Genomic DNA, 26,803 nt, shown 5'->3' with positions numbered 1-26,803 from the left:
ATGCGACCGCCAAGGCTCTACGCCGCCTGCCGACGGGCGGCACTCGCGATCTGCTCGGCGGTGGGGCCGCCCGCCTCGAGGGCGCGGAACGCCTCGATCACGGCGCGCGGGTCGCGCCGGTGACGCTTGGCGGCGAGCGTCAGGGGCTCGCGCACGGCGCCGCCGCAGTGTGCGCAGGGGAACTGGATGTCGCTCATCAGCTTCGCCGCGCTCCCGTCGGGGAACATCCTCAGGAGCTCGAGGATCGTCGTCGAGCCCCGTATCTCCCGGCCGACCTCGTCCGTCGCCGCCACGCCGGACGCCCGGAGCCCCGGGATCGTCCGGCGGGCGGCGTCGGTCATGCCCTAGTCCCGCCCCGCGTACGCGATCACGCGCTCGTCGGCGGGCTCCATCCGCACGGCGTTCCGCGGCAGCTGGTAGCGCGCGTACGGGAGCACGACGACCTTCGCGTCGTCGCCGTGCCGCTCGAACGCGGCCGCCAGTGCGCCGTCGAGCGAGGTCGTCGCGTCGAGCCCGATGTCGGCGGCCATCTCGAGGTTCTCCTCGAGCGTCACGATCGTGAGGTGCTTCCGCGTCATCACCTCGTAGATCGGCACCCAGATGCAGCCGGCCCACATCTGGATCGCCCGCGCGTGGATGTCGCGCAGCACCCGCTGGTAGTTCTCCGGTGTCGCGGGCATGTACGGCTTCATCAGGTCCATCAGCGCGAAGCCGGGAAAGTCGCCGATCGCGGTGGAGACGCCCGGTGAGGGGCTCGTGTAGATCAGCGTGCCGCCGTCCTTCACGACGAGATCGGCAGACATGCAGCCCCAGCCGGTGTGGAAGAAGAGGTGGTCGGTCGGCGCGAAGACCCCGCAGATCGCGATGTCGGCCTGCCCGTGCTCGGGGACGAACGACTCGTACGCGTAGACGTCGTTGAAGCGCCGGATCGCCTCGCGGTGCGCCTCGGGATGCGAGCCGAAGACGACGTCCATCACACGGCCGTGCGTGTCCAGGAGCACGTTCATCGTGCAGTCCAGGCCGCACATCGTCGCCACCTCGTCGATGTCGGAGCGCATCGGCCCGACGTAGGCGCCGTAGTGCGTCTGCGGCGAGGTGACGAACGCGCAGTGGTTCGACTCGACCGTCTCGTCGGAGACGACGCCCGGGAGGATCAGCTTCCCGCCGCCGCCCGCGCCCCAGTGGTTCGCCTGCGCCTGGCCGATCGTGATCTTGGCGTCGGCCGAGGCGACCTCGTCCAACAGCCACACGGGTGTGCCGCCCGACGAGACGCCGACGAACGTGTACGCGTCCGGGTTCTGCGGGTCGTTCTGGGAGAACGACCAGCCGTTCCGCTCCATCCGCGCGAGGTTCTCGCGGCCGACCTTCTGCTCGGTGTCCGACTCCGACATTGGGAAGACCTTCCCGTTGGCGCAGCACACGCGGACGTCCGTGATGCCTGCGGCCTCGATCGCGTCGAACACCGCGGGCAGCAGCTTCGACGACGGCGTCGGGCGGAACTGGTTGTCGATCACGACGGCGACGCTCGACCGGCCGTCGAGGATCTCGGCGAACGTCGGTCCGTCGACCGGCTCGGCGAGAGCGCGTCGCGCCGCCTCGGTCGGGTTGTCGACGGGCGCCGGCTCCTCGGGCTCGACGACCGCCACGAGGTTCGTCGTCGGGATGTCGACCTCGATCGTGTCGCGATGCTTCTTCGACTGGTCGTCGGTCGCCCCGATCGCCAGGGGATCCATCGACTCGTACGGGACGACGACACGGGTGGTCTCGCTCATCAGGTCCTCCAGAAAGTCGATCTGAGTCTCTACGGCGAGGTTAATGCAACCGCGCCGTTACCGTGGCGGGGTGGACGCCCAGCCCGTCCTCGACCTGATCGCCGGCGCCCGACCGCGCCGCTGGTTCACGTTCGTGGGCATCGGCGGTCGAGGCGGCGCGGGCAAGTCGACCCTCGCAGCGCGGATCCCCGGAGCGCAGGTCGTGGGAACGGACGAGTTCTGGGACGGAGACGGATTCGACCTCGACCGGCTGCGTGCCGAGGTCTTCGAGCCGCTCGTCGCGAGCCGTGAGGCGCGCTATGCGTCTTGGGACTGGGGCGCGCGCCGCGCGGGAGGCGAGCGCACGGTGACCCCGACCGGCGTGGTCGTCGTCGAGGGGGTCTGCGCGCTCCACCGGATGTTCCGCGACGACTACGACGTTCGCGTCTGGGTCGAGGCACCGTACGACGTGAGGCTCGCCCGCGGCGTCGCCCGGGACGGCGAGGCATCGCGCGAGACCTGGGTCGAGCGCTGGATGCCCTCCGAAGACCGCTACGTCGAACGCGACGACCCGATCGCCTGCGCGCACCTGGTCGTCGACGGAAGCTTTCCGCTCGACGTCTGAGAGGTTCCGAGCGCCGACGCCGTCCGACCGGGACACGACGATGCGCTCGTCGTCCCGAGTCGGAGGTTTCCCATGCGTGTCAGCCCGTCCATGGTCGTCGCCGGTGCAGCGCTCTTCTTCGCGCTGGGCGGCTCCGCCGTCGCGGTCACCGAGGCCGTCAAGCCACAGGCGAGATGCCAGCCGGGCGCCGTCCGCGGGTTCGTCGCGGTCAACGGCGACGCCGCGAAGGGAATGGCGAACTTCCCCGATCAGTTCACGAGCGCGAAGCCGCTGGTCGGGACACGGTTCAACTGCGCCGGCGGCGCCCCGCAGGCCCGCCGCGTGCAGGCCGGCGTCTTCGAGGTCCGGTTCCCCGGCAACGCTGCGCAGATCGGCGCCGCGAGCGCGGGAAGCGCGGAGACGACCATCGCCTCGGTCGGCGGCGGCGTCTTCCGCGTGAGCCTCTGGGTGCCCGGGCGCCAGGACGCGATCGACACCCCGTTCACCGTGGCCGCGTTCTAGCGCCGGCCTCTGACAGACTCGCGCGATAGACGACGCCGACCTCGAGCTCCGCAACGCCACGTACCGCCTCTTCGTCGAGCTCGGGCGCGCACCCACCGCGGACGAGACGGCCGGGTCGCTCGAACTCGACGTCGAGGCGTTGCGCGCCGGCTGGCAGCGGCTGCACGACGCGCATGCCCTCGTCCTCGACGCCGAGACGCGCGAGATCCGCATGGCGAATCCGTTCTCGGCCGTCCCGACGCCGTTCCGCGTCGAGGCCGGGGGACGCCGGTGGTTCGGGAACTGCGCCTGGGACGCGTTCGGCATCTGCGCGGCCCTCGGCGTCGACGGGCGGATCGAGACCGTCTGCGCCGACTGCGACGAGCCGATCGAGGTGCGCGTCCGCGACGGCCGCCCGGACGACGAGACGCTCGTCTTCCACTGCCTCGTCCCTGCCGCGCAGTGGTGGGACGACATCGTCTTCACCTGAGGCGCCATGCGACTCTTCCGGTCGGAGGAGCACGTCGACCGCTGGCTCGCGGGCCGTCCCGCCGGCGCGACGATCCCGGTCACGACCCTGTGCGACCTCGCCTATGCGTGGTGGAGCGACCGCCTCGAGCCCGACTGGCGCCCGCACACCCGCGAGGAGAATCAGGCGCTCCTCGGCCGCGTCGGCCTGACGGGTGACTTCTGGCGCCTCCCGTAGGCCACCCCACGTTCCCTCGACCTGCGTAGATGCTACGGAGGCGGACGGTGCGCTTCCCGGATGTGCGGCGGAGGAGCGCGCGGCACGCTGCGGTGAAGGAAGTGCGAGACGGAGGTGGTCGCGATGGCCAATCGGATCGTGATCCTCGGCGGCGGCACGGGCGGGACGATGATCGCCAACCGGTTGCGACGGCTGACGTCGCCCGAGGAGACGTTCATCACGGTCGTCGACCGAGACGATCGTCACGTCTACCAGCCGGGGCTCCTGTTCGTGCCGTTCGGCCTCACGGAGGTCGACGACATCGTGCGCTCACGCCGCGCGCAGCTCCGCGACGGAATCCTGTTCCGCCGCTCGGAGGTCGACCGCGTCGACGTCGAGGCGGACGAGGTCCACCTCGAGAACGGCAAGACGATCCCCTACGACGTGCTGGTCGTCGCGACCGGCAGCCGCCTGCAGCCCGAAGAGACCGACGGCATGACCGGTCCGGGCTGGATGGAGAACGTGTTCACCTTCTACACGCCCGAAGGCGCAGCAGGGCTTGCGGAGGCACTCCGTGGGTTCGACGCGGGGCGGGTGGTCGTCAACTTCGTCGACCTTCCGATCAAGTGCCCCGTCGCGCCGCTCGAGCTCACATTCCTCGCAGACTGGTACTTCCACGAGAGCGGCGTGCGCGACGACGTCGACCTGACGTTCGTGACTCCTCTCGACGCGGCGTTCACGAAGCCGCTCGCGGCAGAGCACCTCGCGGGCCTCCTCCGCGAGAAGGGCGTCTCCCTCGTGACGGAGTTCGCGACGGGAGAGGTCGACGGAGCGGGCGGGCGGCTGATCGGCTACGACGGCCGCGAGGTGCCGTTCGACCTGCTCGTCACCGTTCCGCTGCACGGCGGCGCGGCGTTCGTCGAGCGATCGCCGGGGCTCGGCGACGACCTCGGCTTCGTCCCCACGAACACACGGACGTTGCAGTCGCTCGTCAAGCCGAACGTGTTCGCGATCGGTGACTCGACGAACGTCCCGACGTCGAAGGCGGGGTCCGTGACGCACTTCGAGGCCGACGTCCTGACCGGGAACATCCTGCGCTTCGTCGCGGGGGACGAGCTCGATGCCTCGTTCGACGGCCACACGAACTGCTTCGTCGAGACGGGGTTCCACAAGGCGCTCCTGATCGACTTCAACTACGAGGTCGAGCCCCTGCCGGGCCGCTATCCGTTCTCGTTCGGACCGCTCCCGCTGCTCGAGGAGTCGCGGCTGAACCACATGGCAAAGCTCGCCTTCCAGTCCATCTACTGGCACATGCTGTTGCCGGGCCGCGACATCCCCGGCATCTCCCCGAGGCTGCAGATGCACGGCAAGCAGGCGCCCGTCGAGGCGGGCGCCGTGCGAAAGGAGTGACCGACCCATGACTGGAGCGACGCTCGCCGGAGTGCCGGTCGAGCTGGACGCGGAGGGGTTCCTCGTCGATCCGAGCGCCTGGACCGAGGAGGTCGCCGAGGAGCTCGCCCGCGAGAGCGGGATCCCGGAGCTCACACCGCGCCACTGGCAGATCGTGAACTACATGCGCACGACGTACCTCGAGACGGGGCAGGCGCCGTCGATCCGCTCGCTGGGAAAGCAGTCCGGCGTCCCGATCAAGGAGCTGTACGAGCTCTTCCCCAAGGGCCCGGCGAAGCTCGCCGCACGGATCGGCGGGATTCCCAAGCCTCGCGGCTGCATCTGAGGAGGAACGATGACAATCACCGACCACCACCTCGAGCAGCTCACTGCGCCCGAGCCCGGCGCAGAGCGAAAGACGATCGAGAAGGTCTCGATCGTGATCTCGAAGGGCTCGCTCGAAGGCGTCTACCCCGGCCTGATCATGGCCAACGGCGCCCGCATGGAAGGCATCGAGGCGAACCTCTTCTTCACCTTCTTCGGGCTCGACGCGATCACCCGCAAGCGCCAGGGGCGCATCAAGGTCGCGACCGTCGGCAACCCGGGCATGCATCTTCCGACGATCGTCGGAGCGCTCCCCGGCATGTCCTGGATGGCCACGAAGATGATGGCCCGCAAGCTGGAGAAGCTCGACATCCCGCCGGTGCCGGAGTTCGTCGAGCTGATCGCCGACTCGGGCGCCGGGATCTACGGCTGCAAGGCGACCGTCGACATGTTCGGCCTCGAGGACAAGGACTTCGTCCCCCAGGTCACGGGCGTGCTGACCGTGGGCGAGTTCTACGACCTCGCGGCAGGCGGGGAGATCGTCTTCACGTAGCGCCGCGCTGGACGCGAGGGGCCCGACTCGGGGCCTCTCGCGTCCAGATCCTGTCCGCTCAGTGCTCGTGGACGTGCCCGGCGAGCGCACCCATGCGCTCGAGGACCCGCCCGGTGACCTCGGCCGGAGCGGCGTCGAACGCGGGCAGCTGGATGTCCTCTTCCTTGCGGAAGTGCACCCCGATCAGGGCCTGGAGGCCGTAGAGCAGCTCCTGGAGCGTGTCGACGTCGTCCATCTCCGTCTGCTCGAGGCGCTCGACGCGAGCGACGATCGCCTCGTGGTCGTGCACCATGGGCACGGCGGCATCCGCGAAGCCGACGAGGCGCGCCCACTCGGGGTAGAGCACCTCCTCCTCGGCCTTTGCGTGCGGCAGCAGTGTTCCCGTGAGGAAGCCGAGGACGCGGTCGACCACCGCTCTCCGCTCGGCCGGGTCGAGCCGCGGCAGCTCGCGCGCCGCGTGCCCGAGGTGGTCGATGTGCGCGAGCAGCTCCTCGTGCTCCTTCCGGAACGGCTCGGTGGGTCTCATCTCGATCCCTTCCTTTCGTGTGGCTCGGCTCAGGCAGCCGCAGCGCTCTCCTCCTTCGCGAGGAGGTCGTCGAAGAACTTGCCGATCGTGGCCGCGGGATACGCGCCGACGAAGCCTGTGACGGCCTCGCCGTTCCGGAAGACAGCGACCGTCGGGATGCTCTGGACGCCGTAACGGCCGGCGATCTCGCTCTCGGCGTCGACGTCGAGCTTGACGAGCGCGAGCTTGCCCTCGCGCTTCGCCGCCTCCTGCTCGATCGCCGGGCCGAGCATCCGGCACGGGCCGCACCAGGCGGCCCAGAAGTCGACGACGACCGGAAGCTCGTGCGAGCGCTGGATGACGTCCAGCTCGAACGTCTCTGTGGTTGTGTCCATGGTCTCGCTGTTCTCCTTCGTTCGTTGGTTCGCGTGGTTTCCGCGTGTCGGCGCCGGCCGGCGCTCAGGCCTGCTCGGCGAGCGCCGCGTACCGGCGGCGCAGAGACGCGCAGACGATCTCGCAGAGCTGCGGGATCACCGGGTCAGCGACGCGGTAGAGGATCGTCGTGCCGACACGGCGCCTGCCGACGAGGCCGGCGCGCTCGAGTTGGTGGAGGTGCTTGGACGTGTTGGACAGGCCGACGCCCGCCCGCTCGGCGAGCTCGCCGACGGGGATCTCGTCGGCCGCTTCGAGCTCGTTCAGCAGGCGCAGCCGCGTCGGATCGGCGAGGAGGCGGAATCGCTCCGCCGCCGCGTCGAGCATCGCTGCCGGCACACCTGCCACTGCGAGTCATGGTAGCATCTATTTTCCTGATTGGTCAATTATTCATATAAAGAGGATTGGACATGGTCGCCACCTCCAAACGCGAGGAGCTCGATCCCGTTGCGGCGGAGATCCGCGCGCGCATCGAGCATGCTGTCGCGCGGGTCTGGGGGGCGTAGCGACCCGAGTATCCTCCTCTGATCTCCGGGATGCACATCACGGTGCGGCTCTCCGGCTCGCTCGCCGAACAGCTCGGGAACCGGCGCGTGGTCGAGCTAGGCCCGGGCGCGCGCGTGTGCGATCTGCTCGAGGCCCTCGCCGCCGACGGGGCGCTCGGCGAGCGCGCCTGCGACGGGCTCGCAGTCGTCGCGGGCGGCTCGATCGTGACACACGACCGCGTGCTCGCCGACGGCGACCGGCTCGACGTGCTCGTGCCGGCCGCGGGCGGGTGACCGCCCGCGGTCGGACGCCGAGCCTCAGGCCGGGATTCCGTAGTGCGTGCGAACGAGCTGCTCGAGCCCGCGCCTCGCGAGGCGGGAGGCCGGCGCGAGGAACGTGACCTGCACCACCCCGGGAGCCCGACCGATCTCGATCGCGCCCGTGATCGTGGCGCGATTCTTGACCTCGGGAACCGTCATCTCGAGCAGCGCGGCCGCCCGGGCGAGGCCGTTGTCGACGGCGCTGTTCAGGTCCGGCCCGGTTCCGACCACCGAGATCGGCAGCGACTCCTCCACCTCGACGCCGTGGCGGGCCGCGACTTCCGCCGCACGGCTCCGCTCGTCGGGTGACAGCGGCCGTGCGAGCAGCGGCAGGTCCTCGGCGAGCGGCAGGATGAGCGGCCCGTCGAGCTCCAGGCCCTTGACGACCTCGACCTGCAGCGTGACGGTGCCGGACACGTCGCATGTGTGCCCTGCGATCTCCCCGTCGCCCTGCATCGCGTGCATGTCGCCGAGGTAGATCCCCGCGCCGGGGACCTTGACCGGCGCCACGACGATCGCCCCGGCCCGGACGGCGTCGATGTCCATGTGACCGTCCGTCCGCTCGGCGAGCTCGTCCGGGGTCACGGCTCTCGCGTGCGGAGCGCCCAGGAGGAAGGCGCCGAAGTCGCCCGCGTTGTGCGAATCGGGCAGGTCGACGCCCGGGGTCGTGCCGAGCTGGCCCATGAACGGCCGCAAGCGCGTCGCGACCCCGACGAGATCGTGCGGCGCGAAGAGCAGGATCGGGTTCTGGATCGAATGCTCCGGCAGCGCGGCGGCGACATAGGCGTCCTGCGCGAACGCCTCGGCCTGCTCCCGCCCCACGGTGACGCCGACCCCCCACTCGTCGTCGAACGCGATCGTGTAGCCGTTCGTGAAGGCGAACGGTGCGGCCGGCTCGCCGCAGACGGCGCAACGCACCGAGTCCGGGCCGATCCCCTGCACGACCGTCGCCTCGTCCTCCGCGCCGCACGAGGCGCAGACCTTCGCGCAGTACGGATCGCCGTTGAAGCGTCCCTCGACGAAACGGTCGTTCCCCGAGGCGGTCGCGATCGACGTGACGGAGATGTCGCGGATGTGAATCGCGACGGCGTCGCCCACCTCCGCTCCCTCGACGGCCACGGGCAGCGTCACCTCGTGCCCGCCCTTGATGGCGGGCGTGATCATCGGCCCCCAGCATCCCGGTGCGGTGTTGGCGACGATGTGCCCACCGTCCCGCACGGGCCCGAGCGACTCGGTGCTGGGGCCGATGATGCCGTCGCAGAACCGGTCGACGAACACCGTCTCGGCACCCTGCCGCGTGCGCGTCCTCTCCTCGACAGCCATGGCGTGGCCTCCTCGATCGACAGGTATGGACCGCTGCCGCGACGGTACCACCGTCCAGGCTGCGCCTACCGCTAAGGCCTCGCCTACGTGTGCTCTCCGCGGCGAACAGCCTTGCGGCGGTGGAGGACGACCGTGGCCCGCTCGATGAACAGGACGGGATCCTCGCGTGGCGAACGCACGGCGCTCCCGACGGACGCGCCGCGGTAGAGGTGCCGGATCGCACGCGGCATGCGGAGCTCGAGGAGATGCTGCTCGAGCTCGGAAGCGCGATCCGCGGCCTCCTCCTCGCCGAGCCCGGGGCAACACACGACGAACTCGTCACCGCCGGAGCCGTGCAGCCGCGCCACGAGATCGGTCGGGCGGATCGACTCCTGGATCCCGGCCGCGACGCGCCGGATCAGCTCGTCGCCGGCGTGATGGCCGAGCACGTTGTTGACGGCCCGCAGCCCGTCGAAGTCGACGAGGAGCACGGCGAGCGGCGTGTCGTCGCCCACTTCGGCGAGCCAACGGAGGAGCGCACGCCGATTCGGCAGCCCCGTGGTCTCGTCCTGGAGCGCCTGCTCGGAGAGCGCGGCGATCTGTCCCAGCGCGTCCTCGAGGGTGCGCCGCGCCGCGATGCTCGGCCCGAGCAGCCGCCCGGCCTGAGCGACCAGGACTCGCTCGCGACGCCCGAAGCGCGAGCCGCGCTGGAGCACCGCGACCGCTCCGGCGAGCGAGCCCGGCGCGCCGAGCGGAGCGGCGACGACCTCCCAGCCGGCGTCGGCGGTGTCGACGAAACGGCCCAGCTCGGCTGCCTCCGTGGCGGCCCGCGAGGCGATCTCCACGGCGCCCGCAGCCGCGACCTCCGGTGCGAACGCGACCTCGCCGGAGACGAGGATGAGCCCGAGGTCGGCGTCCGCAAGGTGCCGCACGGCGCCCGCAGCGGCGTCGAGCAGCTCGACCTCGGGTGCGCGGTCGAGGACGTCGGCCACGAGGTCGGCGAGCTTGCCGAAGCCGTCCTCGCGCCGGTACACCTTCCCGACCATCACCCGCTCGTCGACGGCGCCGAAGACCGAGCGTGGATCGTCGCCGGGTCGCCACACGGCGCCGGCGGCCGTCGCGCTGACCTCGACGGGCCCGTCGAGGCCGACGTCGAACGGCAGGGCGAGCATCTGCCCCACCCGGGTCACGACCCAGTCGAGCGCGACCTCGTCGTCCAACCCGGGAACGAGGAGCGCGAACTCGTCGCCGCCGATCGGAGCGGCGAATCCGGACGGCACGACAGAGGCCAACCGTCCGACGGCGCTCCGCAGGACCCGGTCCCCGATCTCGTGACCGTGACGGTCGTTGACGTCCTTCATGTCGTCGAGGTCGACGAGGATGACGCCGCACGGACGCGGCTCGGCGGCGATCCGCGACTCGAGACCGGCGAGACCGAGCGCCGTGCTCAACGATCCGGCTCCGGGACGCGGCCCGACGAGGGCGTGGACCGCCCGGTCGCCGCACGGAAACATGGCACCCTCTCCCCCAAGATCTGACTGATCGTCTTCGTCGGCGCGGGCGCCGACCTCCCCCGTCCGAGGGATCGAACAGAAGTCAGCGTCGAGCAGCGCGCGGCGCCTCGGGTCAGCCCTCGGGCGGAAGAACCGCGAGGACGCGCTCGATGAAGGCGTCGAACTCCGCCATGTACGTCCGCAGGAACCCCTCCGTGCTCTCCACGGTCACACGGCCGTCGTCGTCGATCAGCCCGGGCGTGAACTGGATGTACGCCTCGGGCGCGTTCATCTGCGGCGAGTTGCAGAAGCTGAGCACGCTGCGCAGGCTCTGCTGCGCCACGGCGGTTCCGATCTTTCCCGTCGAGGCGCCGATCACCGCCGACGGCTTCCGCGCGAACGAGTTCGACCCGCGCGGCCGGCTCGCCCAGTCGATCGCGTTCTTCAGCGCACCGGGGATGGAGCGGTTGTACTCCGGCGTCACGAACAACACGGCGTCGACTGCGGCGAGTGCCTCTTTCAACTCCCGGCCGGCGGGCGGATACTCGGCGTCGTAGTCCCGGCTGTAGAGCGGCAGTTCCCCGATCGGGATCTCCGTGAGCTCGAGCCTCGGCGGCGCGAGACGGATCAGGGCCTTCGAGAGCGTGCGGTTGATCGAGTCCGAGGCGAGGCTCCCGACCAGGTATCCGACTGTGTACGTGGTCACAACACGATCCTTTCGCTCATCGGGTCACGTCGACGGTCATTTTTCGCACAGCGAACACCGATGTGACACGTGTGCCGTGAGCCCACTGCTTCGCGGGATACGGTCGTCGATTTCCGCAGCGTCCAGCAGCGCGCGGAAGCCGGAGCGCGCCTGGAAGCGCCTCGCGGGCCTGGACCGGGATCAGCTTCCGGAACCGCTCGTCCGCGCCGTGGAGCTCGCACTCGCGGTCGCGGGCCCGGGCCTCCCGACGTACAGCTGACAGCTCAGTGGCCCGTGGTAGAGAAGTGCATGTAGTCCTTCGTCCTGCCGGCCCAGCTGCCGCCCCAGCCCCAGCCGATCGAGCGAAACGCGGCAATGACGGCGGGCGTGACCATCCCCTTGCGCAACCGCGAGCGGTCGAGATACGGGGCGCTCGAAGGGTCGCGCGTGCGCCCGCAGCCGACATACGGGTTCTCGACCGGGTTGAGGTCGATCGCGTGGCCGTACGCGTGGTTCGACCACGAGCCGTTCGCCGAGCCTCCGGTGCACGGCGACGGCACGGCCTGCCGGCAGCGGAACGACCCCGTGACGTCGCCGTCGGCGGGACGCCCGTCGCGCGGGCCGTACATGTCGGCGAGCCGCATGTGGCGGATCGGGAAGCGAAGCTCGTAGAGCCTCCGGAAGACGCGGACGAGCCGCGAGGCGACGCCCGCGTTGACCACGAGCTGCCCGGTGTGCCGGCGGCCGTCGAAGCCGAGATGCGTGACGGTGAGCACGCGCAGCCCGGAGAGCGGTACGGGACAACCCGAACGCCAGGACTCGCCCTGCAGCCGGCCCCGCAGCTCGGCCGGCAGAGGCCGGACGCTCGACCGGTACGAGCCGTCGGCGGCAGCCGTCGTGGCCGAGCCGAGCGCAGCGACGACGAGCGACAGCGCGAGGAGGCGAATCACCTCTCGAGCCTACCCCGGCGTCGCGCTCCGGTCCCCGCGCCCGGGTGGAGCTCTCGCGTCTCCGACAGTCGCTCTGCGAGCGCTACGCGGGCAGTTCGTGGATGCCGGTGTAGAGGTGGATCTCGATGCCTTCGGCACCGATCTGGCCCTCGGCGATGCACACCACGTCGTTCAGCCAGCGGTAGCGCTCGTGATCCGACTCGAGCCAACCGACGAGGTTCTGCCGCCCCGGCTCGTCGCCCTCGAAGATCGTCCGCCCCCGCAGCTCGAAGAGGATCGACGCTCCGTCGGTCGTCGTAATGAGGCCGCGAACGTCCGGGAGCATCCGGCCGTCGCTGCGGCGCCGCGGGTAGTTCGCCCAGACGACGCTGCCCTCGACCAGACCGGTCGCGGTTCCGTGGCCCTCGCCGTAGCCGATGCCCTCGTCGCTCCCGTAGGGACTGACGATGGCGTACCCGGGCGCGCCGATGCGGGCGCCGGCGTCATAGCTCCAGCGAAAGACCGTCAGCGGCTCGAGACGCACGCGGGGACCATAACCGGAGCCCGGCCTAGACTCCCGCAGGGCTATCCGCTCTGACACGAGCCCACCACCGGGGAGGGACGGCGATGGAGACGACCGAGACCGTGACGACCGGGACCCTGGAGGCGATCGCCGAGGCATTCAACCGCCACGACGTCGACGCCATCATGGCCTTCTTCGCCGAGGACGCGGTGTTCGAGTCGCCGAAGGGCCCTGAGCCCTGGGGACGTCGATACGTAGGGCGAGTCGAGGTGCGCGAGGGATTCGCTGCCCGGTTCGCCGGCATCCCCGACGTCCACTACGGCGACGGCTCGCACTGGGCCAGCGGCGACAGAGGGGTCTCCGAATGGACACTCACCGGAACGACGACCGAGGGAGAGCGGCTCGAGCTCCGAGGCTGCGATCTGTGGACCTTCCGCGACGGCCAGATCGTCAAGAAGGACTCGTACTGGAAGATCGTGGCGGAGTAGCTGCCCAGACCGGCACGTACCGGCCCTGCTGCTCGTCCCGGCGCCCGTCGCCCGAGCCGGCCAAGAAGCAGCGATCGGTCAGCTAGCCGACAGGGGTCGACTCGAACGCGAACAGCAGCTTCACCGTGTCTCCCGGTGACAAGGCGTTGCGGTACTCACTCTCCGCCCGCGACGCAGTCACATTCGGTGCTAACACGCACGTGGGGCGCCTATCGAGTGGAGGCGGCGGGAATCGAACCCGCGTCCGCGGTCGTACCGTCCGAACGTCTACGAGCGTAGTCCGCGCTTTCGTCTCGCCCGACGGCCGGGGGCGGACGCCCTACCGGCGGGCCAGCCTATCCTTTGGGTGTCGAGCCTCCGGCGATTGGCGCTCCTTCGGCTCCTAGCCCGATCGTTGGCGCCCCGTACCCCGGCCTCGGGCCGAACCGGGATGGGACGTCGCCTGACCTAGTGTGTGCTAGGCGGCGAGTGCGAGATCGTTCTTCGCACTTGCTTTTTGTGCCGGTTGTTTTACGAGGCCGACCGGCGACCTCGGCTCGCTGCTCGACCGGAGAACCGACCACGTCGAGACCTGGTCGCCCCCGTATGTTGTCGTCTTAGGATAGCTGCTTACAGCGTGCAATCCTCCTGATCGAAGGGAATGCCGGGCCTGGAGCTCCATCTCGAGCGGCTCATGAGCGCGTCGCCCGACCGCGTCTTCCGCGCATGCGTGGAAGCAGAGTCGCTCGCGGCATGGTGGGGCCCTTCCGGCTTCACGTCCACCGTGGAGGCGCTCGACGTGAATGTCGCCGGCGGATATCGGATCGCCATGCAGCCGCCCGAAGGAGACGTCTTCCACCTGCGCGGCAACTTCCGCGTCGTCGAGCCGCCCCACCGTCTGGACTTCACCTTCGTATGGGACCCGCCCGATCCGGACGACCGCGAAACCCTGGTCAGCCTGACGTTCGCGGCCGAAGCGGAGGGCACCCTCGTCGCACTCGACCAGGGCCCGTTCGCGACGGACGCGCGCTACGAGCTGCACCGGGTCGGGTGGACCGAGACGCTGGAGAGACTCGCGCGCTTCCTCGCGTGACGAATCGACGCGGTCGGAGCCGCTACGGCGGCTGGGTCCCCGGGTCGGGAACGGCGGCAGGCGCCGCTTCGTCGCTGTCCCGGCCGCGCGTCCCCCAGCGATAGCGGACGCGGATCAGGGCGATCAGCATCACGGCGAGCGCGATCGCGAGGCCGACCCACGCCCAGCCGGTCTGGAACTCGTTGTCCTCGATCACCTTCACGAGCGTGCAGATGGCGAGCCCCACACCGAGAATCGCGGTCACGATCGCCGTGGGCCACCCGCGCATGGAGAACCGGGGAATCAGGATGGGCAGGAGCTCCCAGACGAGGATCGCGAGCGCGAACAGCGCCGCGTAGAGCGCGAAGTCCGATCCCTCGTAGCCCGTCGTCCAGCCGCACTTCCGGGAGCCGACGTCGCCCGTCGCGACGCACACCCGCGTCCACGGCGCCAGCATCTCGACGAGGAAAGCCGCGCTCAGCAGGATGATCAGCTTCGATCCGAGCGGCCGGTGCCAGAAGCTCCGCACGGGGCGGGAGTGTACGCGGCGGGACGGCGTGTCGGTGCGGGCGAGCAAAGCCACCGAATTGCGGTTGAGAAGTCCCGCCGATCTGCCGACTATCGTCTGGGGGACAAGCGAACGAGCTTCGAGGAGGAAGGCCCGCGTGCCAATCACGTATCAATACGAGAGCCTGGCGACGCTCAGGGAACGCGCCAAGGCCGAGGTCGGCAAGGTCGTCGTCGGCCAGGGCCGCGCGGTCGAGCTGCTCTTGATCGCGGCGATGGCGCGCGGCCACGTGTTGCTGGAAGGCCCGCCCGGCACGGCGAAGACGCTGCTCGGGCGCGCGACCGCCTACGTGCTCGGCGCGGACTTCAACCGCGTCCAGTTCACGCCGGACACGACGCCGAGCGAGCTCGTCGGCGAGAACGTCACCCGCGCCGGAGAGACGAAGTTCATCTCCGGAACGATCTTCACCAACGTCCTGCTCGCGGACGAGATCAACCGTACGCCGCCGCGCACCCAGGCCGCGCTGCTCGAGGCGATGGCCGAGCGCAGCGTCACGGTCGAGGGCCGCGTGCACCGACTGCCCGACCCGTTCCTCGTGATCGCGACGCAGAACCCCTTCGAGCAGGAGGGCGTCTTCCCGCTCCCCGAGTCGAACCTCGACCGGTTCCTGTTCAAGGTCTACATCGACTACACCGACCTCGAGCACGAGGTGGACATGCTCCGGCTGCCCCATACGGGCGTGACGCCGGACATGCTCGGCGAGATCATGCCGCTGCTCGGGATCGTGGGCCTCGACAAGGCCCGCATCGAGCTCGACGCGACGATCGTGCCCGAGGAGGTGGCGAGGTACGTGGTGGGCGTCGTCCGCAAGACGCGCGTGCTCGACGGGGTCATGCTCGGCGCGAGCTCACGTGCCGCGATCCACCTGATGAGCGCCACGAAGGCGAACGCGCGGCTCGAGGGGCGCGACACCGTGACGATCGAGGACGTGCGGACGATGGCCCAGTACGTTCTCCCGCACCGGTTGATCGTCGAGGACGACGACGTCTCGCCGGCCGACGCCCTCCAGATCGCGCTCGACTCGCCGATTCTCGCGGAGCCGTAGGAAGCCCACGCAGGGCGGAGACGGGCGAGGCTGAAGCCCCGCCCCGGACCGTCGGAGAGGGGCGTGGCTTCAGCCTCGCCCCTCTTCCTCGAGCCCTCAGTCGCCCAACGCCTGCTCGAGGGCGCGGCGCGCCATCACCTGCGCGAGGTGCGCCCGGTACTCGGAGGATCCGGCATGGTCGCTCGGGGGCTGGGCGCCGTCGGTGACGAGCATCGCCGCGTCCGCCGCGGACGTGCCGCCGGCGAGGGCGTCCTCGGCCGCCTTGGCCCGCAGCGGGGTCCCGCCCATGTTGACGAGCCCGATTGACGCGCCCGCGATCGACCCATTGTCGCGGTGGACGAGCGCGGCGACGCCCACCGTGGCCCAGTCCTGCGCGCGACGGCTCGCCTTCATGTAGCTCCAACCGGTCGAGCCCGCAAGCTTCGGGACGCGGGCTTCGACGAGCACCTCGTCCGGTGCGAGCGCCGTCTCGAACACGCCGGTGAAGAAGTCCGTCGCAGCGATGACCCGCTCGCCGCCCTTCCCGCGTGCGACGAGGTCTGCTCCCAGCGCGAGCATCACGGCCGGCATGTCGGATGCGGGATCGCCGTGCGCGAGCGTCCCTCCGAGCGTGCCGCAGTGCCGCACCTGCGGGTCGCCGATCTGACCTGCGGTGAAGGAAACGATCGGGCAATGCTCGGCGAGCGTGTCGTCGGCAGCGACGGTCGCATGCCGTGTGAGGGCGCCGATCGCGACGTGGGTGCCTCCGTCTCTCACGTACGCGAGATCGGAGAGCCGTCCGATGTCGACGAGCTTCGCCGGGCGCGCGATGCGGAGCTTGAGCGCGGGGACGAGCGAGTGGCCGCCGGCGAGGAGCTTGGCGTCACCGCCGCCCGCGCCGAGCAGCTCGATCGCGTGGTCGACGCTCTCGGCGACGTCGTAGTCGAACCGTGCAGGGATCACGCCTTCGCCTCCTGGATCGCGCGCCAGACACGCTCGGGCGTGGCCGGCATCTGGATGTCCTTGACTCCGAGGTGCGAGACCGCGTCGAGCACCGCGTTGATCACGGCGGGCGCCGCGGCGATCGTCCCCGTCTCCCCCACCCCCTTGACGCCGAGCGGGTTCGTAGGGCTCTTGCTCTCGGTGCGGTCGAGCTCGTACGAGGGCAGCTCCGCGGCCGAGGGCACGAGGTACGTGACGAGGTTCGCGGTCAGCAGCGACCCGTTCTCGTCGTACGTGCCCTCCTCGTAGAGCGCCGTCGAGATGCCCTGCGTGATTCCTCCGTGCACCTGCCCGTCGACGATCAGCGGGTTGACCACGGTGCCGACGTCGTCGATCGCCACGTAACGGACGAGACGCGCGTCGCCGGTCTCCGTGTCGACCTCGACGACCGCGGCGTGTGCGCCGCCCGGCCACGAGAAGTTCGGCGGATCGTACGTCGCCGTCGCCTCGAGGCCCGGCTCCATGCCGTCAGGCAGGTCGTGCGCCGCAAACGCGGCCCAGGCGGCCGCCGCGACGGTCATCTCCTTGTCCGGCGAGCCCTTGACGGTGAAGGTCCCGCCGGCGTACTCGAGATCGTCCGCCGACACCTCGAGCTGGTGCGCGACGATCTGGCGGGCCTTGTCGATCACCTTGTCCGCCGCGTAGCAAAGCGCAACGCCGCCGACGGGCAGGCTGCGGCTGCCGTAGGTATCGAGACCCGCGTGCGAGACCGACGTGTCGCCGTGGAGCACCTCGACGGCGTCGATGTCGCACCCGAGCTGGTCGGCGACGATCTGTGCCCATGACGTCTCGTGCCCCTGGCCGTGGGGAGAGGTACCCGTGATCACCTGGACCGAGCCCGTCGGGAGATAGCGGATCGTGGCCTGCTCCCAGCCGCCCGCCGCGTAACGGATCGCGCCGAGGATCCGGGACGGTGCGAGGCCGCACATCTCGTTGTAGGTCGAGAATCCGACGCCGAGCTGTCTGGAGTCGCCGTTCTCGCGCCGTTTCGTCTGCTCGGCGCGCAGGGAGTCGAGGTCGAGGTGCTCGAGCAGCTTGTCGAGGGAGGCGACGTAGTCGCCGGAGTCGATCGTCAGCCCCGACCCGATCGTCGCCGGGAACTCGGTGATGAAGTTCTTGCGGCGGAGCTCGACGCGGTCCATGCCGAGCTCGTCGGCGAGCGCGTCCATCGTGCGCTCGATCACGTACGTCGCCTCGGGGCGCCCGGCGCCGCGATACGCGTCGGTCGGCGTGGTGTTCGTGAACACGCCGGTGAACTCGACGCTGTAGTTCGGGATCGCGTACGGGCCGGCGTAGACCCAGGCACCGAGCAACGGGATGCCCGGGGTGACGAGTTGGAGGTAGGCGCCCATCGCGGCGGTCACGCGGGCGCGGCAGTGCGTGATCGTGCCGTCCTTCGTCGCGGCGAGCGTGTACTCCGTCACGAAGTCCCGGCCGTGGATCGTGGCGACGTAGTTCTCCGACCGCTCTTCCGTCCATTTGACGGGACGGCCGAGCCGCCGCGCCAGCGCCACTGCGAGCAGATCCTCGGCGTAGACGTCCAGCTTCGAGCCGAAGCCGCCGCCCACGTCCGGGGCGACGACGCGAAGCTTCGTCTCGCTCATGCCCAGCGTCGCCGCGACGAGGAGCCTGAGGATGTGCGGGATCTGGGTCGCTGCATAGAGCGTGACCTCTGCGGCGGGACCGGGAACGGCGAGCACCGCCCGGGGCTCGATCGCGTTGGGGATCAGTCGCGGCTGGTAGTAGCGCCGTGTGACGACGACGTCGGCGTCGTCGATCGCCTGGCCCGTCGCGTCCGTGTCGAGTCGCCAGACGTAGCACTCGTTCGTCCCGAGCTCGGGCTGCGCGAGCGACGAGCCGTCCTCGAGCGCCTTTCCGACGTCGACCACCGCGTCGAGCGGCTCCCAGTCGATCTCCACGAGCTCGGCGGCGTCCTTGGCCTGCGCCCGTGTCTCGGCGAGCACGACGGCGACCCCATCGCCCTGGTACCGCGCGACGTCGGTCAGCGGGTAGTGGGGCGGATTCTTCATGTCCTCGGTCACCGGCCAGGCACACGGCATCGCAGCCTTCCAGTCGTCCTGCAGGTCGGCCGCCGAGAACGCCGCGACGACGCCCTCGGAAGCGCGAGCGGCGTCGAGCGAGATGCTCGTGACGCGGGCGTGCGCAAAGGGGCTGCGCACGACGACCATCGACAGCGTGCCGACCGGCGTCATGTTGTCGACGTACGTCCCGCGACCGGTCAGGAGCGTCCGGTCCTCGCGCCGCTTGACGGGCGAGCCGACATACGCGGTCTTCTCCGCGGTGGCGCTCACGACGCCTTCCCCATCACGCCGGCCGCCTGCTCCACCGCGAGAACGATGTTGTGGTACCCGGTGCAGCGGCAGAGGTTGCCTTCGAGACCCATCCGGATCGCGCCCTCGTCGGTGGCCTCCCCGTGCTCGATGAGCGAGACGGCGGCCATCACCATGCCGGGCGTGCAGAAGCCGCATTGCAGCGCGTGGTTGTCGTGGAAGGCCTGCTGCACGGGATGGAGCTCGCCGTCGGAGGCAAGCCCCTCGATCGTTGTGATCTGAGCGCCGTCGGCCTGGACGCCGAGCAGCGTGCAGGACTTCACCGACTCGCCGTTGAGCAGGACCGTGCAGGCGCCGCAGGACGATGTGTCGCAACCCACGCTCGTCCCGGTCAGCCCGAGTCGTTCGCGAAGGACGTAGACGAGCAACTCGCGCGGCTCCAGCTCGAGCTCGTGCCGCGTCCCGTTCACGGTCAACGCAACGTGCCGCATCCTGCCTCCCTTCGTCGAGTGGCCGGGTCCAGCCTACTACCCGGCTTCCGGCCGAGCTGCCGTAGGCTGCGCGCGATGACGGACGTTCGCGAGGTACGCGAGGACGAGCTCGAGCGCTGGATCGGCATCGCGAGGGCGGCGCTCGACGAGGCGGACACGGTCGAGGGCTACCTCGACTGGAAGCGCCAGGCGCGCCAGACGGTCTGGCTCCTCGCCAGTGACGCGGGGCGCGAGGTCGGCACCGCGATCGGCGTCGGTGGCTGGCACTCGCCCGAGGGAGTCGCGCGCGGCGAGATCCGCGTCATCGGCGCCGAGCGCGGTCGCGGCGTGGGCTCCGCGCTGCTCGGCGAGCTCTCGGTGTGGGCGCGCAGGCTCGGGTACGCGGAACTCATGGGGCCGGTCAAGGAAGTCGACGCGGAGTCGCTCGCCTGGACGGAGCGACGGGGCTTCGTCGAGGTCGGCCGCAACTCGATGCTCGTCCTCGACCTCCGGGCGATCGAGCCCCCCGCAGTGGTCCCACCGCAGGGGATCGAGATCGTCACCTGGGCCGAGCGGACGGGCGTCGAGCGCGAGATGTACGCCGTCGCGCGGGAGGCGTATCCCGACGTCCCGGGCGAGGAGGAGGCCGAGGTGGCGCCGTTCGAGGAGTGGCTGTCGATGGACATGCAGGGCGCGAGCGACCGGCCCGAGGCGACGTTCCTCGCGCTCGCCGACGGCGAGGTGGTCGCGTACGCCAAGCTGGCGCTCTCCCTCGCCCGTCCGACGGTCGCAATGCACGACATGACCGGCGTCAGGAGGGCCTGGCGGGGGCGCGGCATTGCAGCGGCGCTCAAGGCCGCGGAGATCGCGTGGGCGAAGGAGCAGGGCTACGAGCGGCTCGAGACGCAGAACGAGGAGCGCAACGAGCCGATTCGGCGGCTCAACGAGCGGTACGGCTACGTGGTCGAGCCCGGCTCGGTCACCGTGCGCGGCCCGATCGCCTGACCGGCTCTCGAGCCGAGGTCAGCGGAGGTCGTACCGGAAGGCGAGGCCCGTCAGGTCGTCGCCGGTCGCGGTCGGGAAGACATCGGCCGCGCGCAGGTCGAACTCGGGGCAGCGCGTGAACCCCACGCGCTCGTACAGACGCATCGCGTCGGTGAGCAACGTAACCGTATGAATGCCGAGCGTCGGTCGCCCGACTGCGCGGGCGCGTTCGAGGCACCGGTCGACGAGGGCGCGCCCGATCCCCGCACCGCGAACGTGGGGATCGACGACGAGCGCCCGGAACCCCGCCCAGCCGGCAGGAAGATTGCTCCATCCCTCCAGGATGACGTCCGGATAGAACGCCACCGAGCCCACAATCCTCTCGTCGCGCACGGCGACGTACGTCTCCGCGACGTCGAACCGGCTGCGGACGTCGAGAAGATCGAGGAGGTAGGCATCCAGGATCCGGTCGCCGCCGCCGCCGCGGTAGCGCTCGAGCCCCGGCGCGAAGAGGGCGGCGATCTCGTCGAGCTCCGCCCTCACCGCGAGACGGACGGAGAAGCCGGGGGGATCCAGACGGATGGACGTCTGGATCCCCGCTTGGCATTCAGGCATGCCGCAGTCGCCCATCGTGTCGGAGGAGCGTGACACACCCGTACAAGGCGCACATCGCCGCGACGCCGACGCCGACGCCGAGGGCGGCGGCGCCCCACGCAAACCCCTCGTCGACGACGGGCGTCGAGACGTCGACGCCGGCCGTCGCGGCCGCGTCGAGCCGGCGTGCCGCGACTGCGGTGCGAATGGCCGGATCGAGGGACGCGAGCGCCTCTGCCGCGAGTTCGTCACGGGCCCAGTCGTCGGCGTGCGCCGTCGACGCGAACCCGAACGCGACGGTGGCGACGAGGGCGACCGCGACGACGATGCGGCTGACGATGGAAAGCGACCGACTCATGGTTCCTCCTTTATACTCCCGACAGGACTCTCCTGATAGGAGTAATATATACTCCTGGTAGGAGCAAATGTCAAGTCGTCAGCTCACCACCACCTCGTACGCGATTCTCGGGCTCCTCGCCGTCAAGCCGTGGGCCACCTACGAGATGGCGAAACAGCTCCAGCGGTCTCTGCACTTTTTCTGGCCGCGCGCGGAGAGCAACCTCTACGCGGAGCCGAAGCGCCTCGTCGAGGCCGGGCTGGCCGACGCGCGCGAAGAGTGGAACGGAGACCGAAGGCGCACCGTGTACTCGATCACGGAGAAGGGACGCAGCGCATTCCGCGACTGGCTTGCAACGCCACCGGCACCTCAGCGAGTGGAGTCAGAGGCGCACCTCCGCGTGCTGTTCGGGAACTCGGGGACGAAAGCCGATCTCATCGCCGCACTCGAACGCCTCGAAGCCGACGCAGCGTCGCAGGTCGACCACTTCGCCACGCTCGGTGGCGACTACGCGCGGGGAGAGGGTCCGTTCCCGGAGCGCATCCACGTGAACGCGCTCATCGCGTCGCTCGGGATCGCCCAAGGTCGCGCGCTCGCCGACTGGGCCCGCTGGGCAAAGGCAGAGGTCTCCGAGTGGGGAGACACGCGCACGCCTGACGTCGGCTGGGCGCTGAAGGTTCTGAAAGACGCGATCGAGGGCGCTTAGCGTCGCGCCTTGAGCGCGCGCTCCATCTGGCGCTTTGCGTCGCGCTCCGCGAGGTCGCGGCGCTTGTCGATCCGCTCCTTGCCGCGCGCGACCGCCAGCTCGACCTTGACCCGCCCGTCCTTGAAGTAGAGCCTCGTCGGGACGATCGTCAAGCCCTTCTCGCGCACCTTGCCGTAGAGCGAGTCGATCTCCCGTCGGTGGAGCAGGAGCTTGCGATCGCGCTCGGGCCGGTGATTCGCGATGTTCCCGCGCGCGTACTCGGAGATGGATGCGCCGACGAGCCACGCCTCCCCGTCGCGGATCTCGGCGTATGCCTGCGCGATCTGCGCACCCGACTCGCGCAACGCCTTGACCTCGGTCCCGGTCAGCTGAAGGCCCGCCTCGAGCCGCTCGAGGAGGTGGTAGTCGTGCCGCGCACGGCGGTTCTCGGCGATCGTCTTCGTCCCGGACACGGCGCGATCGTAGCCGCGGGGTTCTGCGGTGCCCGGCCCGGAATCCTCAGACGGCGGCGCGCGCCTCGGTCAGTCGCCGCGCGAGCTCGCGCAGCATGTGCAGCGCGAAGCTGGGCTCGGTCTCGACCAGGGTGAGAAACTCCTCGCGCGGGATCGAGACGCACCGGACCGGCGTCATCGCGCGGACGCGCGCGACGCGGGCGCCGTCGTCGACGAGCAGCGCGAGCTCGCCGAAGAAGTCGCCCGGCCCGAGTTCCAGGCTTCCCGAGCGAAGCTCGACGGCGATCGTGCCCTCGCAGAGGATGAACATGCCGGCGCCGGGATCGCCTTCGAGCGCGAGGACGCGCCCCTCCTCTGCGTGAAACGTCGCCGCGCGAGAGGCGACGCGCGCAAGACCGACTTCGCTCATCCTCGCGAGCGGAGGAAGGGATCGGAGCTCGGCGACGTCCACCGCGTCTCTATATCAGGCCGTCGGCTACTGTCGTCCCGTGCATGCGCTCGACCTCCGGCCACCGCTCTACGGCGAGGATCGCGAGCGCGGCGACCTCCGCGACTGAGACGGGAACCGTCGCCGTCCCTCGTCCTTCCCGGAGGTTTCCTTGAACATCACCACCAGCCTCGGCCTCGCGGCAGCCACCTTCGGCGTCGCCATGGGCCTGTCGCCGCTCCTGCAGGTCCGCCATATGGTCTCGCGCGGCTCGTCCGCCGACGTCTCGTTGCCGTTCCTCCTCGTCCTGCTCGCCGGTTTCGTCCTCTGGCTCGCCTACGGCGTCGCGCTCGGCAACGCGGCGCTGATCGTCTCGAACGCCGTGGCGATCACGTCGTACACGATCACGACGGCGATGGTGATGCGGCTCCGCTGACGCGGCTATCGCCGTCCCGTGCGTGCACACCGCTCGCAGAGCGGGAACCACGGCGGGCAGCTTCTGCCGCACGAGCGGCAGCGGCCGATCGTGCCGTCGCGCACCTCGACCGCGAGGCGCCGGACGACACGCTCCGCCGCCGCCCGCTCGAGCTCTGCGGCACGTTCGATCGTGACCCCCCCGACGCCTGGGTACTGCAGCGCGAACCAGCGGAGGATCGAGGCGACGCGCCCGGCCTCCTCGGCCTCCTCGAGGGTGGCGTCGCGGAGGCGTGAGGTGTCGAGGAGGAACTGGAGCAGCGGGCGCTGCGCCCGGTCGCCGGCGACTGCGAGTGCGAGGACGCCGAGCAGCTCGCCACCCTCGGGATCGATCGGTGCGTTGACGAGCTGCCACGTCTCCTCGAGCCCGAGCCGCCGCCCGCGTTCGCGAAGGTGGCGCATCACGATTGCGAGCCGACCGCGAATCGGGGCGAGCGACTCGACGGCGAGCCAGCTCTCGTGCGCCCACTGCCGCGTGGCGACTCGATGCCAGGCCGCAAGCGCGGCGTCGAGCTCACGCGCGTCGTCGACGCCGAGGTCGCCGAGGCGCGGCCCGATACGCGCCTCGTCGACGATGCGGTAGCCGCGGTGCCCTTCGGGAAGGGAGACGTGCGGCTCCAGCGCCGACTCGACCAGCCCCGGGTCGGCGTTCGCCCACGGGACTCCGACGAGAACGCCGACATGGCCGCGCTCGACGAGCCCGAAGCGGCCGGCCCTCCCGGCGATCTGCGCGAGCTCCCAGGGCAGGAGGTCGCGCCGCTCGACGCCGTCGAACTTCGTCGTCTCCGCGAAGAGGAGCGTCTCGCAGGGAAGGTTGACGCCGTGGCCGAGGACGTCGGTGGCAACGCACACGGCGGCGGCACCGTGGAGGAAGCGGTCGATCTCCTCGCGCCGGGAGGCGAGCGGCATGGCGCCGTACAGCACGGCGACGCGGTCGGGCTGCAGCCGGTTGATCTCGCCGGCGAGCGCGAGCACCGCCCGGCGGCTGAAGGCGACGACGACCGTCCCGGGCGTCAGCGCGCGGAGCTGTCGCGCGCCGACGAACTCGAGCGGAAGCTTCCGCTCGTGGACACGGAGCTCCGCCCCGGGAAACGCATGACGGACGAGTGGAAGCGCGTCGAGCGCCCCCAGCAGCCGGAGGTGGCGGTATTCACCGGCGAGGAGAAGCTGCGTCCAGGCGGCGCCGCGCTCCTCGTCGTCGGCCCACTGCACCTCGTCGAGGACGAGGACGTCGCCCGACGCGGGCGCCATCTCGACGGTGCAGCACAGGATCGGAGCGTGCTCGTCGACGCGCTCCTCCCCCGTGACGAGACCGACCTTCCCGGGGCCGAGCTGCGCTGACAGGCGGCGATGGGCCTCCTGCGCCAGCATTCGCAGCGGGCCGGCGTAGACGCCGCGGCCGCGCTCGGCGAGGAAGGCGAGCGCGTCGTGGGTCTTGCCCGAGTTCGTGGGCCCGAGGTGGGCCACCACCGTCTCCGGAGGGGTGCGGCGCTCGGGCAGCCGGATCTCGATCCGGTCCTCGGCCTTCCGCACCGCCGCGCGCTTGTAGGCACCGCTCGCTCGTGCGTGGCGCGCCGCCCGGGAAGGCCGGCGCGGCGGGCGGGATCGGCGGCTGCGTGCCATTGGGCAACCGTAGCCGCGGGGCTGTTGGTGTCCGACCTGAAGTCGGACACCAGTCGCGCGTCTCAGACCTTGAGGTATCGGCGCAGCGTGAGGCCGGAGCCGAGCGCGCCGACGACGAGGCCGACCGCGAGCAGGATCAGGGCGGTCAGCGTGAACCCGAGCGCCTTGACGTCGTCGGACGAGTCGATGTGGCCGAGGATCGAGGGCAGGGCGACCTCCTTGCCGATCAACAGGAGAACGACGGCCGCGAGCGCACCGACGAGCCCGCACACGAGACCCTCGACCATGAACGGTCCGCGGACGAACCAGTTCGTCGCGCCGACGAGCTTCATCACCTCGATCTCGCGTCGCCTCGAGAAGATCGAGAGTCGAATCGTGTTGGCGATGAGCAGCACCGACGCCGCCAGGAGCACGACGACGGCGACGAGGAACACGACCTCGATCACCCGCGCGACCTGGAGGATCCGCTTCGAGGTCTGCTGCCCGTCCTTGACCCGCTCGACGCCGGCGAACTTCTGTGCCCGGATCGCCGTGGACAGCTGCTTGACCTCCTCCGCGTGCTTCGGCGTGATCTCGTACGAATCGGGGAGCGGATTCGTGGGCAGGTTCGCCGTGAGCTCCGGGTAGCGCCTCTTCATCCGCTGGAGCGCCTCGGTGCGCGAGATGAACTGGTAGTCCTTGATCCGGTCGTCCGAGCGGAGGAATGCCCCGACGGAGTTCACCTGCTTCCCGGTGACGTCCTCGACGAAGAACACCTTCACCTGGAGCTGCTCCTTCACGTGGTCCGACCACGACACGACCCACGAGCCGAGCGCGATCAGAAGCCCGAGCAGGAACATCCCGATCAGGACGGTCATCGTCGCCGCGAAGGACGTGGAGATGTTCGACCCGATCGACCGGAAGGCCTCCGAGACGACGAGCTTGAAGCGGCTCATTCGGTCTCGTACCCGCCGCGGCGCTCGTCGCGGACGACCTTCCCGCTGTCGAGTGCGATCACGCGCTTGCGCATCTTGTCGACCATCTCGCGGTCGTGGGTGACCATCAGGATCGTCGTCCCGGCCGTGTTGATGCGGTGGAGGAGCTGCATGATCCCCACCGACGTGTCCGGGTCGAGGTTGCCGGTCGGCTCGTCGCAGATCAGAAGCGGTGGGTGGTTGACCACGGCGCGGGCGATCGAGACGCGCTGCTGCTCGCCGCCCGAGAGCTCGTCCGGGCGCGAGCCGGCCTTGTGTGCCAGTCCGACGAGCGCCAGCACCTCGGGCACCTTCTTGCGGATCGAGGTCGACGACTCGCCCTGAACGCGCAGCGCGTACGCGACGTTCTCGAAGGCCGAGCGATCACGCAGCAGCTTGAAGTCCTGGAAGACGCAGCCGACGTTGCGGCGCAGGAGCGGCACCTTGGAGCGCTTGAGGCGTGTGAGGTCGCGCCCGCCGACGATGATGCGTCCCGAGGTCGGCTCGAGCTCCTTCAGGAGCAGCCGGATGATCGTCGACTTGCCCGACCCGGAGGGGCCGACGACGAACACGAACTCACCCTTCTCGATCACGAATGACGCCCGGTCGAGCGCGACCACGTCCGGGTCGTAGACCTTGCGGACGTCCTCGAGCACGATCATCGCGCTCGGCGAGGCAGCGTTCGCGCCGTTCGTCTCGATCGCGGCGACGTCCGGCCCCTCGAGGAGCGCGGCGGCAGAGTCAGACGTGGGTGTGAGGAGGTCGTCCATGCACCGGTGTGAGCCTTCGACGCGGCTAGGACCCCCATGGCCGCTCCGGTTCAGGTTCGCTCGATTGTAGCCGAGTCCTGCGACGAACCCTCCTACGAGCAGGGATT

At 70.2% G+C, this 26,803-nt stretch carries 35 protein-coding genes and 1 other RNA gene; 14 read left to right on the top strand and 22 right to left on the bottom strand.

The annotated features are described in order from the left end of the window. Positions 1 to 17: 17 nt before the first annotated feature. A complete protein-coding gene (locus tag VNM44_RS07235) occupies positions 18 to 341 on the bottom strand; it encodes a hypothetical protein (RefSeq protein WP_325624286.1) in 324 nt (107 codons plus the stop codon). Positions 342 to 344: 3 nt separating this feature from the next. Continuing rightward, positions 345 to 1,772, bottom strand: a complete 1,428-nt coding sequence (locus VNM44_RS07230) for a lactate racemase domain-containing protein (RefSeq protein WP_325624283.1) — start codon at positions 1,770 to 1,772, stop codon at positions 345 to 347. 70 nt (positions 1,773 to 1,842) lie between these two features. Between VNM44_RS07230 and VNM44_RS07225 the strand changes: the two genes are divergently transcribed. From VNM44_RS07225 to VNM44_RS07195, 7 genes are all read left to right on the top strand, one after another. Beyond that, positions 1,843 to 2,376 (top strand): hypothetical protein, encoded by a 534-nt coding sequence (locus VNM44_RS07225; protein WP_325624280.1) that lies wholly within the window; start codon positions 1,843 to 1,845, stop codon positions 2,374 to 2,376. A gap of 72 nt (positions 2,377 to 2,448) precedes the next feature. Continuing rightward, positions 2,449 to 2,877 carry a hypothetical protein gene (locus VNM44_RS07220; RefSeq protein WP_325624278.1) on the top strand — a complete coding sequence of 143 codons (429 nt, stop codon included), beginning with the start codon at positions 2,449 to 2,451 and terminating at the stop codon, positions 2,875 to 2,877. 139 nt (positions 2,878 to 3,016) lie between these two features. Continuing rightward, complete coding sequence (merB, locus tag VNM44_RS07215) at positions 3,017 to 3,346, top strand: organomercurial lyase (RefSeq protein ID WP_325624274.1); 330 nt, start codon at positions 3,017 to 3,019, stop codon at positions 3,344 to 3,346. 6 nt (positions 3,347 to 3,352) lie between these two features. Next, complete coding sequence (locus VNM44_RS07210; protein ID WP_325624271.1) at positions 3,353 to 3,562, top strand: hypothetical protein; 210 nt, start codon at positions 3,353 to 3,355, stop codon at positions 3,560 to 3,562. 123 nt (positions 3,563 to 3,685) lie between these two features. Next, positions 3,686 to 4,951, top strand: coding sequence for a type III sulfide quinone reductase, selenoprotein subtype (gene sqr / locus VNM44_RS07205; protein WP_325624269.1), 1,266 nt, complete (start codon positions 3,686 to 3,688; stop codon positions 4,949 to 4,951). Between the two features lie 7 nt (positions 4,952 to 4,958). Next, the gene (locus tag VNM44_RS07200; RefSeq protein ID WP_325624267.1) at positions 4,959 to 5,276 is read left to right on the top strand and encodes a TusE/DsrC/DsvC family sulfur relay protein; all 318 of its coding nucleotides are present in this window, start codon (positions 4,959 to 4,961) and stop codon (positions 5,274 to 5,276) included. Positions 5,277 to 5,285: 9 nt separating this feature from the next. Next, a complete protein-coding gene (locus VNM44_RS07195) occupies positions 5,286 to 5,807 on the top strand; it encodes a DsrE/DsrF/DrsH-like family protein (RefSeq protein WP_325624264.1) in 522 nt (173 codons plus the stop codon). Between the two features lie 58 nt (positions 5,808 to 5,865). On the opposite strand, the gene VNM44_RS07190 is transcribed toward VNM44_RS07195, so the two are convergent. The 3 genes from VNM44_RS07190 to VNM44_RS07180 all read right to left on the bottom strand — a co-directional run bounded on the left by VNM44_RS07190 (position 5,866) and on the right by VNM44_RS07180 (position 7,092). Continuing rightward, the gene (locus VNM44_RS07190) at positions 5,866 to 6,333 is read right to left on the bottom strand and encodes a hemerythrin domain-containing protein (protein WP_325624261.1); all 468 of its coding nucleotides are present in this window, start codon (positions 6,331 to 6,333) and stop codon (positions 5,866 to 5,868) included. A 29-nt stretch (positions 6,334 to 6,362) separates the two neighbouring features. Next, a complete protein-coding gene (gene trxA / locus VNM44_RS07185) occupies positions 6,363 to 6,707 on the bottom strand; it encodes a thioredoxin (RefSeq protein ID WP_325624257.1) in 345 nt (114 codons plus the stop codon). A gap of 64 nt (positions 6,708 to 6,771) precedes the next feature. Then, the gene (locus tag VNM44_RS07180; RefSeq protein WP_325624254.1) at positions 6,772 to 7,092 is read right to left on the bottom strand and encodes a metalloregulator ArsR/SmtB family transcription factor; all 321 of its coding nucleotides are present in this window, start codon (positions 7,090 to 7,092) and stop codon (positions 6,772 to 6,774) included. 188 nt (positions 7,093 to 7,280) lie between these two features. Here VNM44_RS07180 and VNM44_RS07175 point away from each other — a divergent pair, with 188 nt between their 5' ends. Then, entirely contained in the window at positions 7,281 to 7,523 is a 243-nt protein-coding gene (locus VNM44_RS07175; protein WP_325624252.1) for a MoaD/ThiS family protein, read from the top strand. 24 nt (positions 7,524 to 7,547) lie between these two features. Here VNM44_RS07175 and VNM44_RS07170 read toward each other — a convergent pair whose 3' ends face one another. The 5 genes from VNM44_RS07170 to VNM44_RS07150 all read right to left on the bottom strand — a co-directional run bounded on the left by VNM44_RS07170 (position 7,548) and on the right by VNM44_RS07150 (position 12,503). Then, positions 7,548 to 8,873 (bottom strand): acetamidase/formamidase family protein, encoded by a 1,326-nt coding sequence (locus tag VNM44_RS07170; protein WP_325624249.1) that lies wholly within the window; start codon positions 8,871 to 8,873, stop codon positions 7,548 to 7,550. Between the two features lie 83 nt (positions 8,874 to 8,956). Beyond that, a complete protein-coding gene (locus VNM44_RS07165) occupies positions 8,957 to 10,303 on the bottom strand; it encodes a GGDEF domain-containing protein (RefSeq protein ID WP_325624246.1) in 1,347 nt (448 codons plus the stop codon). Positions 10,304 to 10,478: 175 nt separating this feature from the next. Then, a complete protein-coding gene (locus VNM44_RS07160) occupies positions 10,479 to 11,051 on the bottom strand; it encodes an NADPH-dependent FMN reductase (protein WP_325624244.1) in 573 nt (190 codons plus the stop codon). A 263-nt stretch (positions 11,052 to 11,314) separates the two neighbouring features. After that, positions 11,315 to 11,980, bottom strand: coding sequence for a M15 family metallopeptidase (locus VNM44_RS07155; protein ID WP_325624242.1), 666 nt, complete (start codon positions 11,978 to 11,980; stop codon positions 11,315 to 11,317). An 82-nt stretch (positions 11,981 to 12,062) separates the two neighbouring features. After that, a complete protein-coding gene (locus VNM44_RS07150; protein ID WP_325624240.1) occupies positions 12,063 to 12,503 on the bottom strand; it encodes a DUF3237 family protein in 441 nt (146 codons plus the stop codon). A gap of 83 nt (positions 12,504 to 12,586) precedes the next feature. On the opposite strand from VNM44_RS07150, the gene VNM44_RS07145 reads away from it, so the two are divergent. Then, positions 12,587 to 12,970 (top strand): nuclear transport factor 2 family protein, encoded by a 384-nt coding sequence (locus tag VNM44_RS07145; RefSeq protein ID WP_325624238.1) that lies wholly within the window; start codon positions 12,587 to 12,589, stop codon positions 12,968 to 12,970. A 214-nt stretch (positions 12,971 to 13,184) separates the two neighbouring features. On the opposite strand, the gene ssrA is transcribed toward VNM44_RS07145, so the two are convergent. After that, positions 13,185 to 13,553: a transfer-messenger RNA gene (ssrA, locus tag VNM44_RS07140) on the bottom strand. A 57-nt stretch (positions 13,554 to 13,610) separates the two neighbouring features. Here ssrA and VNM44_RS07135 point away from each other — a divergent pair. Further along, positions 13,611 to 14,042: an SRPBCC domain-containing protein gene (locus tag VNM44_RS07135; protein ID WP_325624234.1), complete on the top strand. Its 432-nt coding sequence runs from the start codon at positions 13,611 to 13,613 to the stop codon at positions 14,040 to 14,042. A 22-nt stretch (positions 14,043 to 14,064) separates the two neighbouring features. On the opposite strand, the gene VNM44_RS07130 is transcribed toward VNM44_RS07135, so the two are convergent. Next, positions 14,065 to 14,550, bottom strand: coding sequence for a hypothetical protein (locus tag VNM44_RS07130; RefSeq protein ID WP_325624232.1), 486 nt, complete (start codon positions 14,548 to 14,550; stop codon positions 14,065 to 14,067). 136 nt (positions 14,551 to 14,686) lie between these two features. Between VNM44_RS07130 and VNM44_RS07125 the strand changes: the two genes are divergently transcribed. Then, on the top strand, positions 14,687 to 15,634 hold the full coding sequence (locus VNM44_RS07125; RefSeq protein ID WP_325624229.1) for a MoxR family ATPase: 948 nt from the start codon (positions 14,687 to 14,689) through the stop codon (positions 15,632 to 15,634). A gap of 96 nt (positions 15,635 to 15,730) precedes the next feature. Here VNM44_RS07125 and VNM44_RS07120 read toward each other — a convergent pair whose 3' ends face one another. The 3 genes from VNM44_RS07120 to VNM44_RS07110 are packed head-to-tail and all read right to left on the bottom strand — an operon-like array spanning position 15,731 to position 19,397. Further along, positions 15,731 to 16,576: a xanthine dehydrogenase family protein subunit M gene (locus tag VNM44_RS07120; protein WP_325624227.1), complete on the bottom strand. Its 846-nt coding sequence runs from the start codon at positions 16,574 to 16,576 to the stop codon at positions 15,731 to 15,733. Continuing rightward, positions 16,573 to 18,927: a xanthine dehydrogenase family protein molybdopterin-binding subunit gene (locus VNM44_RS07115; protein ID WP_325624226.1), complete on the bottom strand. Its 2,355-nt coding sequence runs from the start codon at positions 18,925 to 18,927 to the stop codon at positions 16,573 to 16,575. The genes VNM44_RS07120 and VNM44_RS07115 overlap by 4 nt, the downstream gene beginning before the upstream one ends. Further along, a complete protein-coding gene (locus tag VNM44_RS07110) occupies positions 18,924 to 19,397 on the bottom strand; it encodes a (2Fe-2S)-binding protein (RefSeq protein WP_325624224.1) in 474 nt (157 codons plus the stop codon). The genes VNM44_RS07115 and VNM44_RS07110 overlap by 4 nt, the downstream gene beginning before the upstream one ends. Before the next feature lie 75 nt (positions 19,398 to 19,472). Between VNM44_RS07110 and VNM44_RS07105 the strand changes: the two genes are divergently transcribed. Next, a complete protein-coding gene (locus VNM44_RS07105) occupies positions 19,473 to 20,381 on the top strand; it encodes a GNAT family N-acetyltransferase (RefSeq protein WP_325624221.1) in 909 nt (302 codons plus the stop codon). Between the two features lie 18 nt (positions 20,382 to 20,399). Here VNM44_RS07105 and VNM44_RS07100 read toward each other — a convergent pair whose 3' ends face one another. Together VNM44_RS07100 and VNM44_RS07095 are read right to left on the bottom strand one after the other, a co-directional pair. Then, on the bottom strand, positions 20,400 to 20,975 hold the full coding sequence (locus tag VNM44_RS07100) for a GNAT family N-acetyltransferase (protein WP_325624218.1): 576 nt from the start codon (positions 20,973 to 20,975) through the stop codon (positions 20,400 to 20,402). Further along, on the bottom strand, positions 20,968 to 21,312 hold the full coding sequence (locus VNM44_RS07095; RefSeq protein ID WP_325624214.1) for a hypothetical protein: 345 nt from the start codon (positions 21,310 to 21,312) through the stop codon (positions 20,968 to 20,970). Before VNM44_RS07095 ends, VNM44_RS07100 begins: the two co-directional genes overlap by 8 nt. A gap of 67 nt (positions 21,313 to 21,379) precedes the next feature. On the opposite strand from VNM44_RS07095, the gene VNM44_RS07090 reads away from it, so the two are divergent. Then, entirely contained in the window at positions 21,380 to 21,997 is a 618-nt protein-coding gene (locus tag VNM44_RS07090) for a PadR family transcriptional regulator (protein WP_325624211.1), read from the top strand. Here VNM44_RS07090 and smpB read toward each other — a convergent pair. Then, positions 21,994 to 22,449, bottom strand: coding sequence for an SsrA-binding protein SmpB (smpB, locus tag VNM44_RS07085; RefSeq protein WP_325624208.1), 456 nt, complete (start codon positions 22,447 to 22,449; stop codon positions 21,994 to 21,996). The genes VNM44_RS07090 and smpB overlap by 4 nt on opposite strands. A 46-nt stretch (positions 22,450 to 22,495) precedes the next feature. Then, a complete protein-coding gene (locus tag VNM44_RS07080) occupies positions 22,496 to 22,858 on the bottom strand; it encodes a cyclic nucleotide-binding domain-containing protein (protein WP_325624206.1) in 363 nt (120 codons plus the stop codon). Between the two features lie 190 nt (positions 22,859 to 23,048). Here VNM44_RS07080 and VNM44_RS07075 point away from each other — a divergent pair, with 190 nt between their 5' ends. Beyond that, positions 23,049 to 23,312: a SemiSWEET family transporter gene (locus tag VNM44_RS07075; protein ID WP_325624204.1), complete on the top strand. Its 264-nt coding sequence runs from the start codon at positions 23,049 to 23,051 to the stop codon at positions 23,310 to 23,312. Between the two features lie 5 nt (positions 23,313 to 23,317). Here the strand turns inward: VNM44_RS07075 and VNM44_RS07070 are convergent, their stop codons facing one another. The 3 genes from VNM44_RS07070 to ftsE form a co-directional block, all read right to left on the bottom strand. Next, positions 23,318 to 24,883: a helicase-related protein gene (locus tag VNM44_RS07070; RefSeq protein WP_325624201.1), complete on the bottom strand. Its 1,566-nt coding sequence runs from the start codon at positions 24,881 to 24,883 to the stop codon at positions 23,318 to 23,320. 152 nt (positions 24,884 to 25,035) lie between these two features. Continuing rightward, positions 25,036 to 25,908, bottom strand: a complete 873-nt coding sequence (ftsX, locus tag VNM44_RS07065) for a permease-like cell division protein FtsX (RefSeq protein ID WP_325624198.1) — start codon at positions 25,906 to 25,908, stop codon at positions 25,036 to 25,038. Continuing rightward, complete coding sequence (gene ftsE / locus VNM44_RS07060; protein WP_325624195.1) at positions 25,905 to 26,696, bottom strand: cell division ATP-binding protein FtsE; 792 nt, start codon at positions 26,694 to 26,696, stop codon at positions 25,905 to 25,907. The genes ftsX and ftsE overlap by 4 nt, the downstream gene beginning before the upstream one ends. Between the last annotated feature and the right edge of the window lie 107 nt (positions 26,697 to 26,803).

The sequence above is a fragment of the Gaiella sp. genome (assembly GCF_035558935.1).
In the GTDB taxonomy this organism is placed as follows: domain Bacteria; phylum Actinomycetota; class Thermoleophilia; order Gaiellales; family Gaiellaceae; genus Gaiella.
The sequence above is the reverse complement of the archived record's forward strand: the minus strand, read 5'-3'. Positions and strand labels throughout refer to the sequence as shown.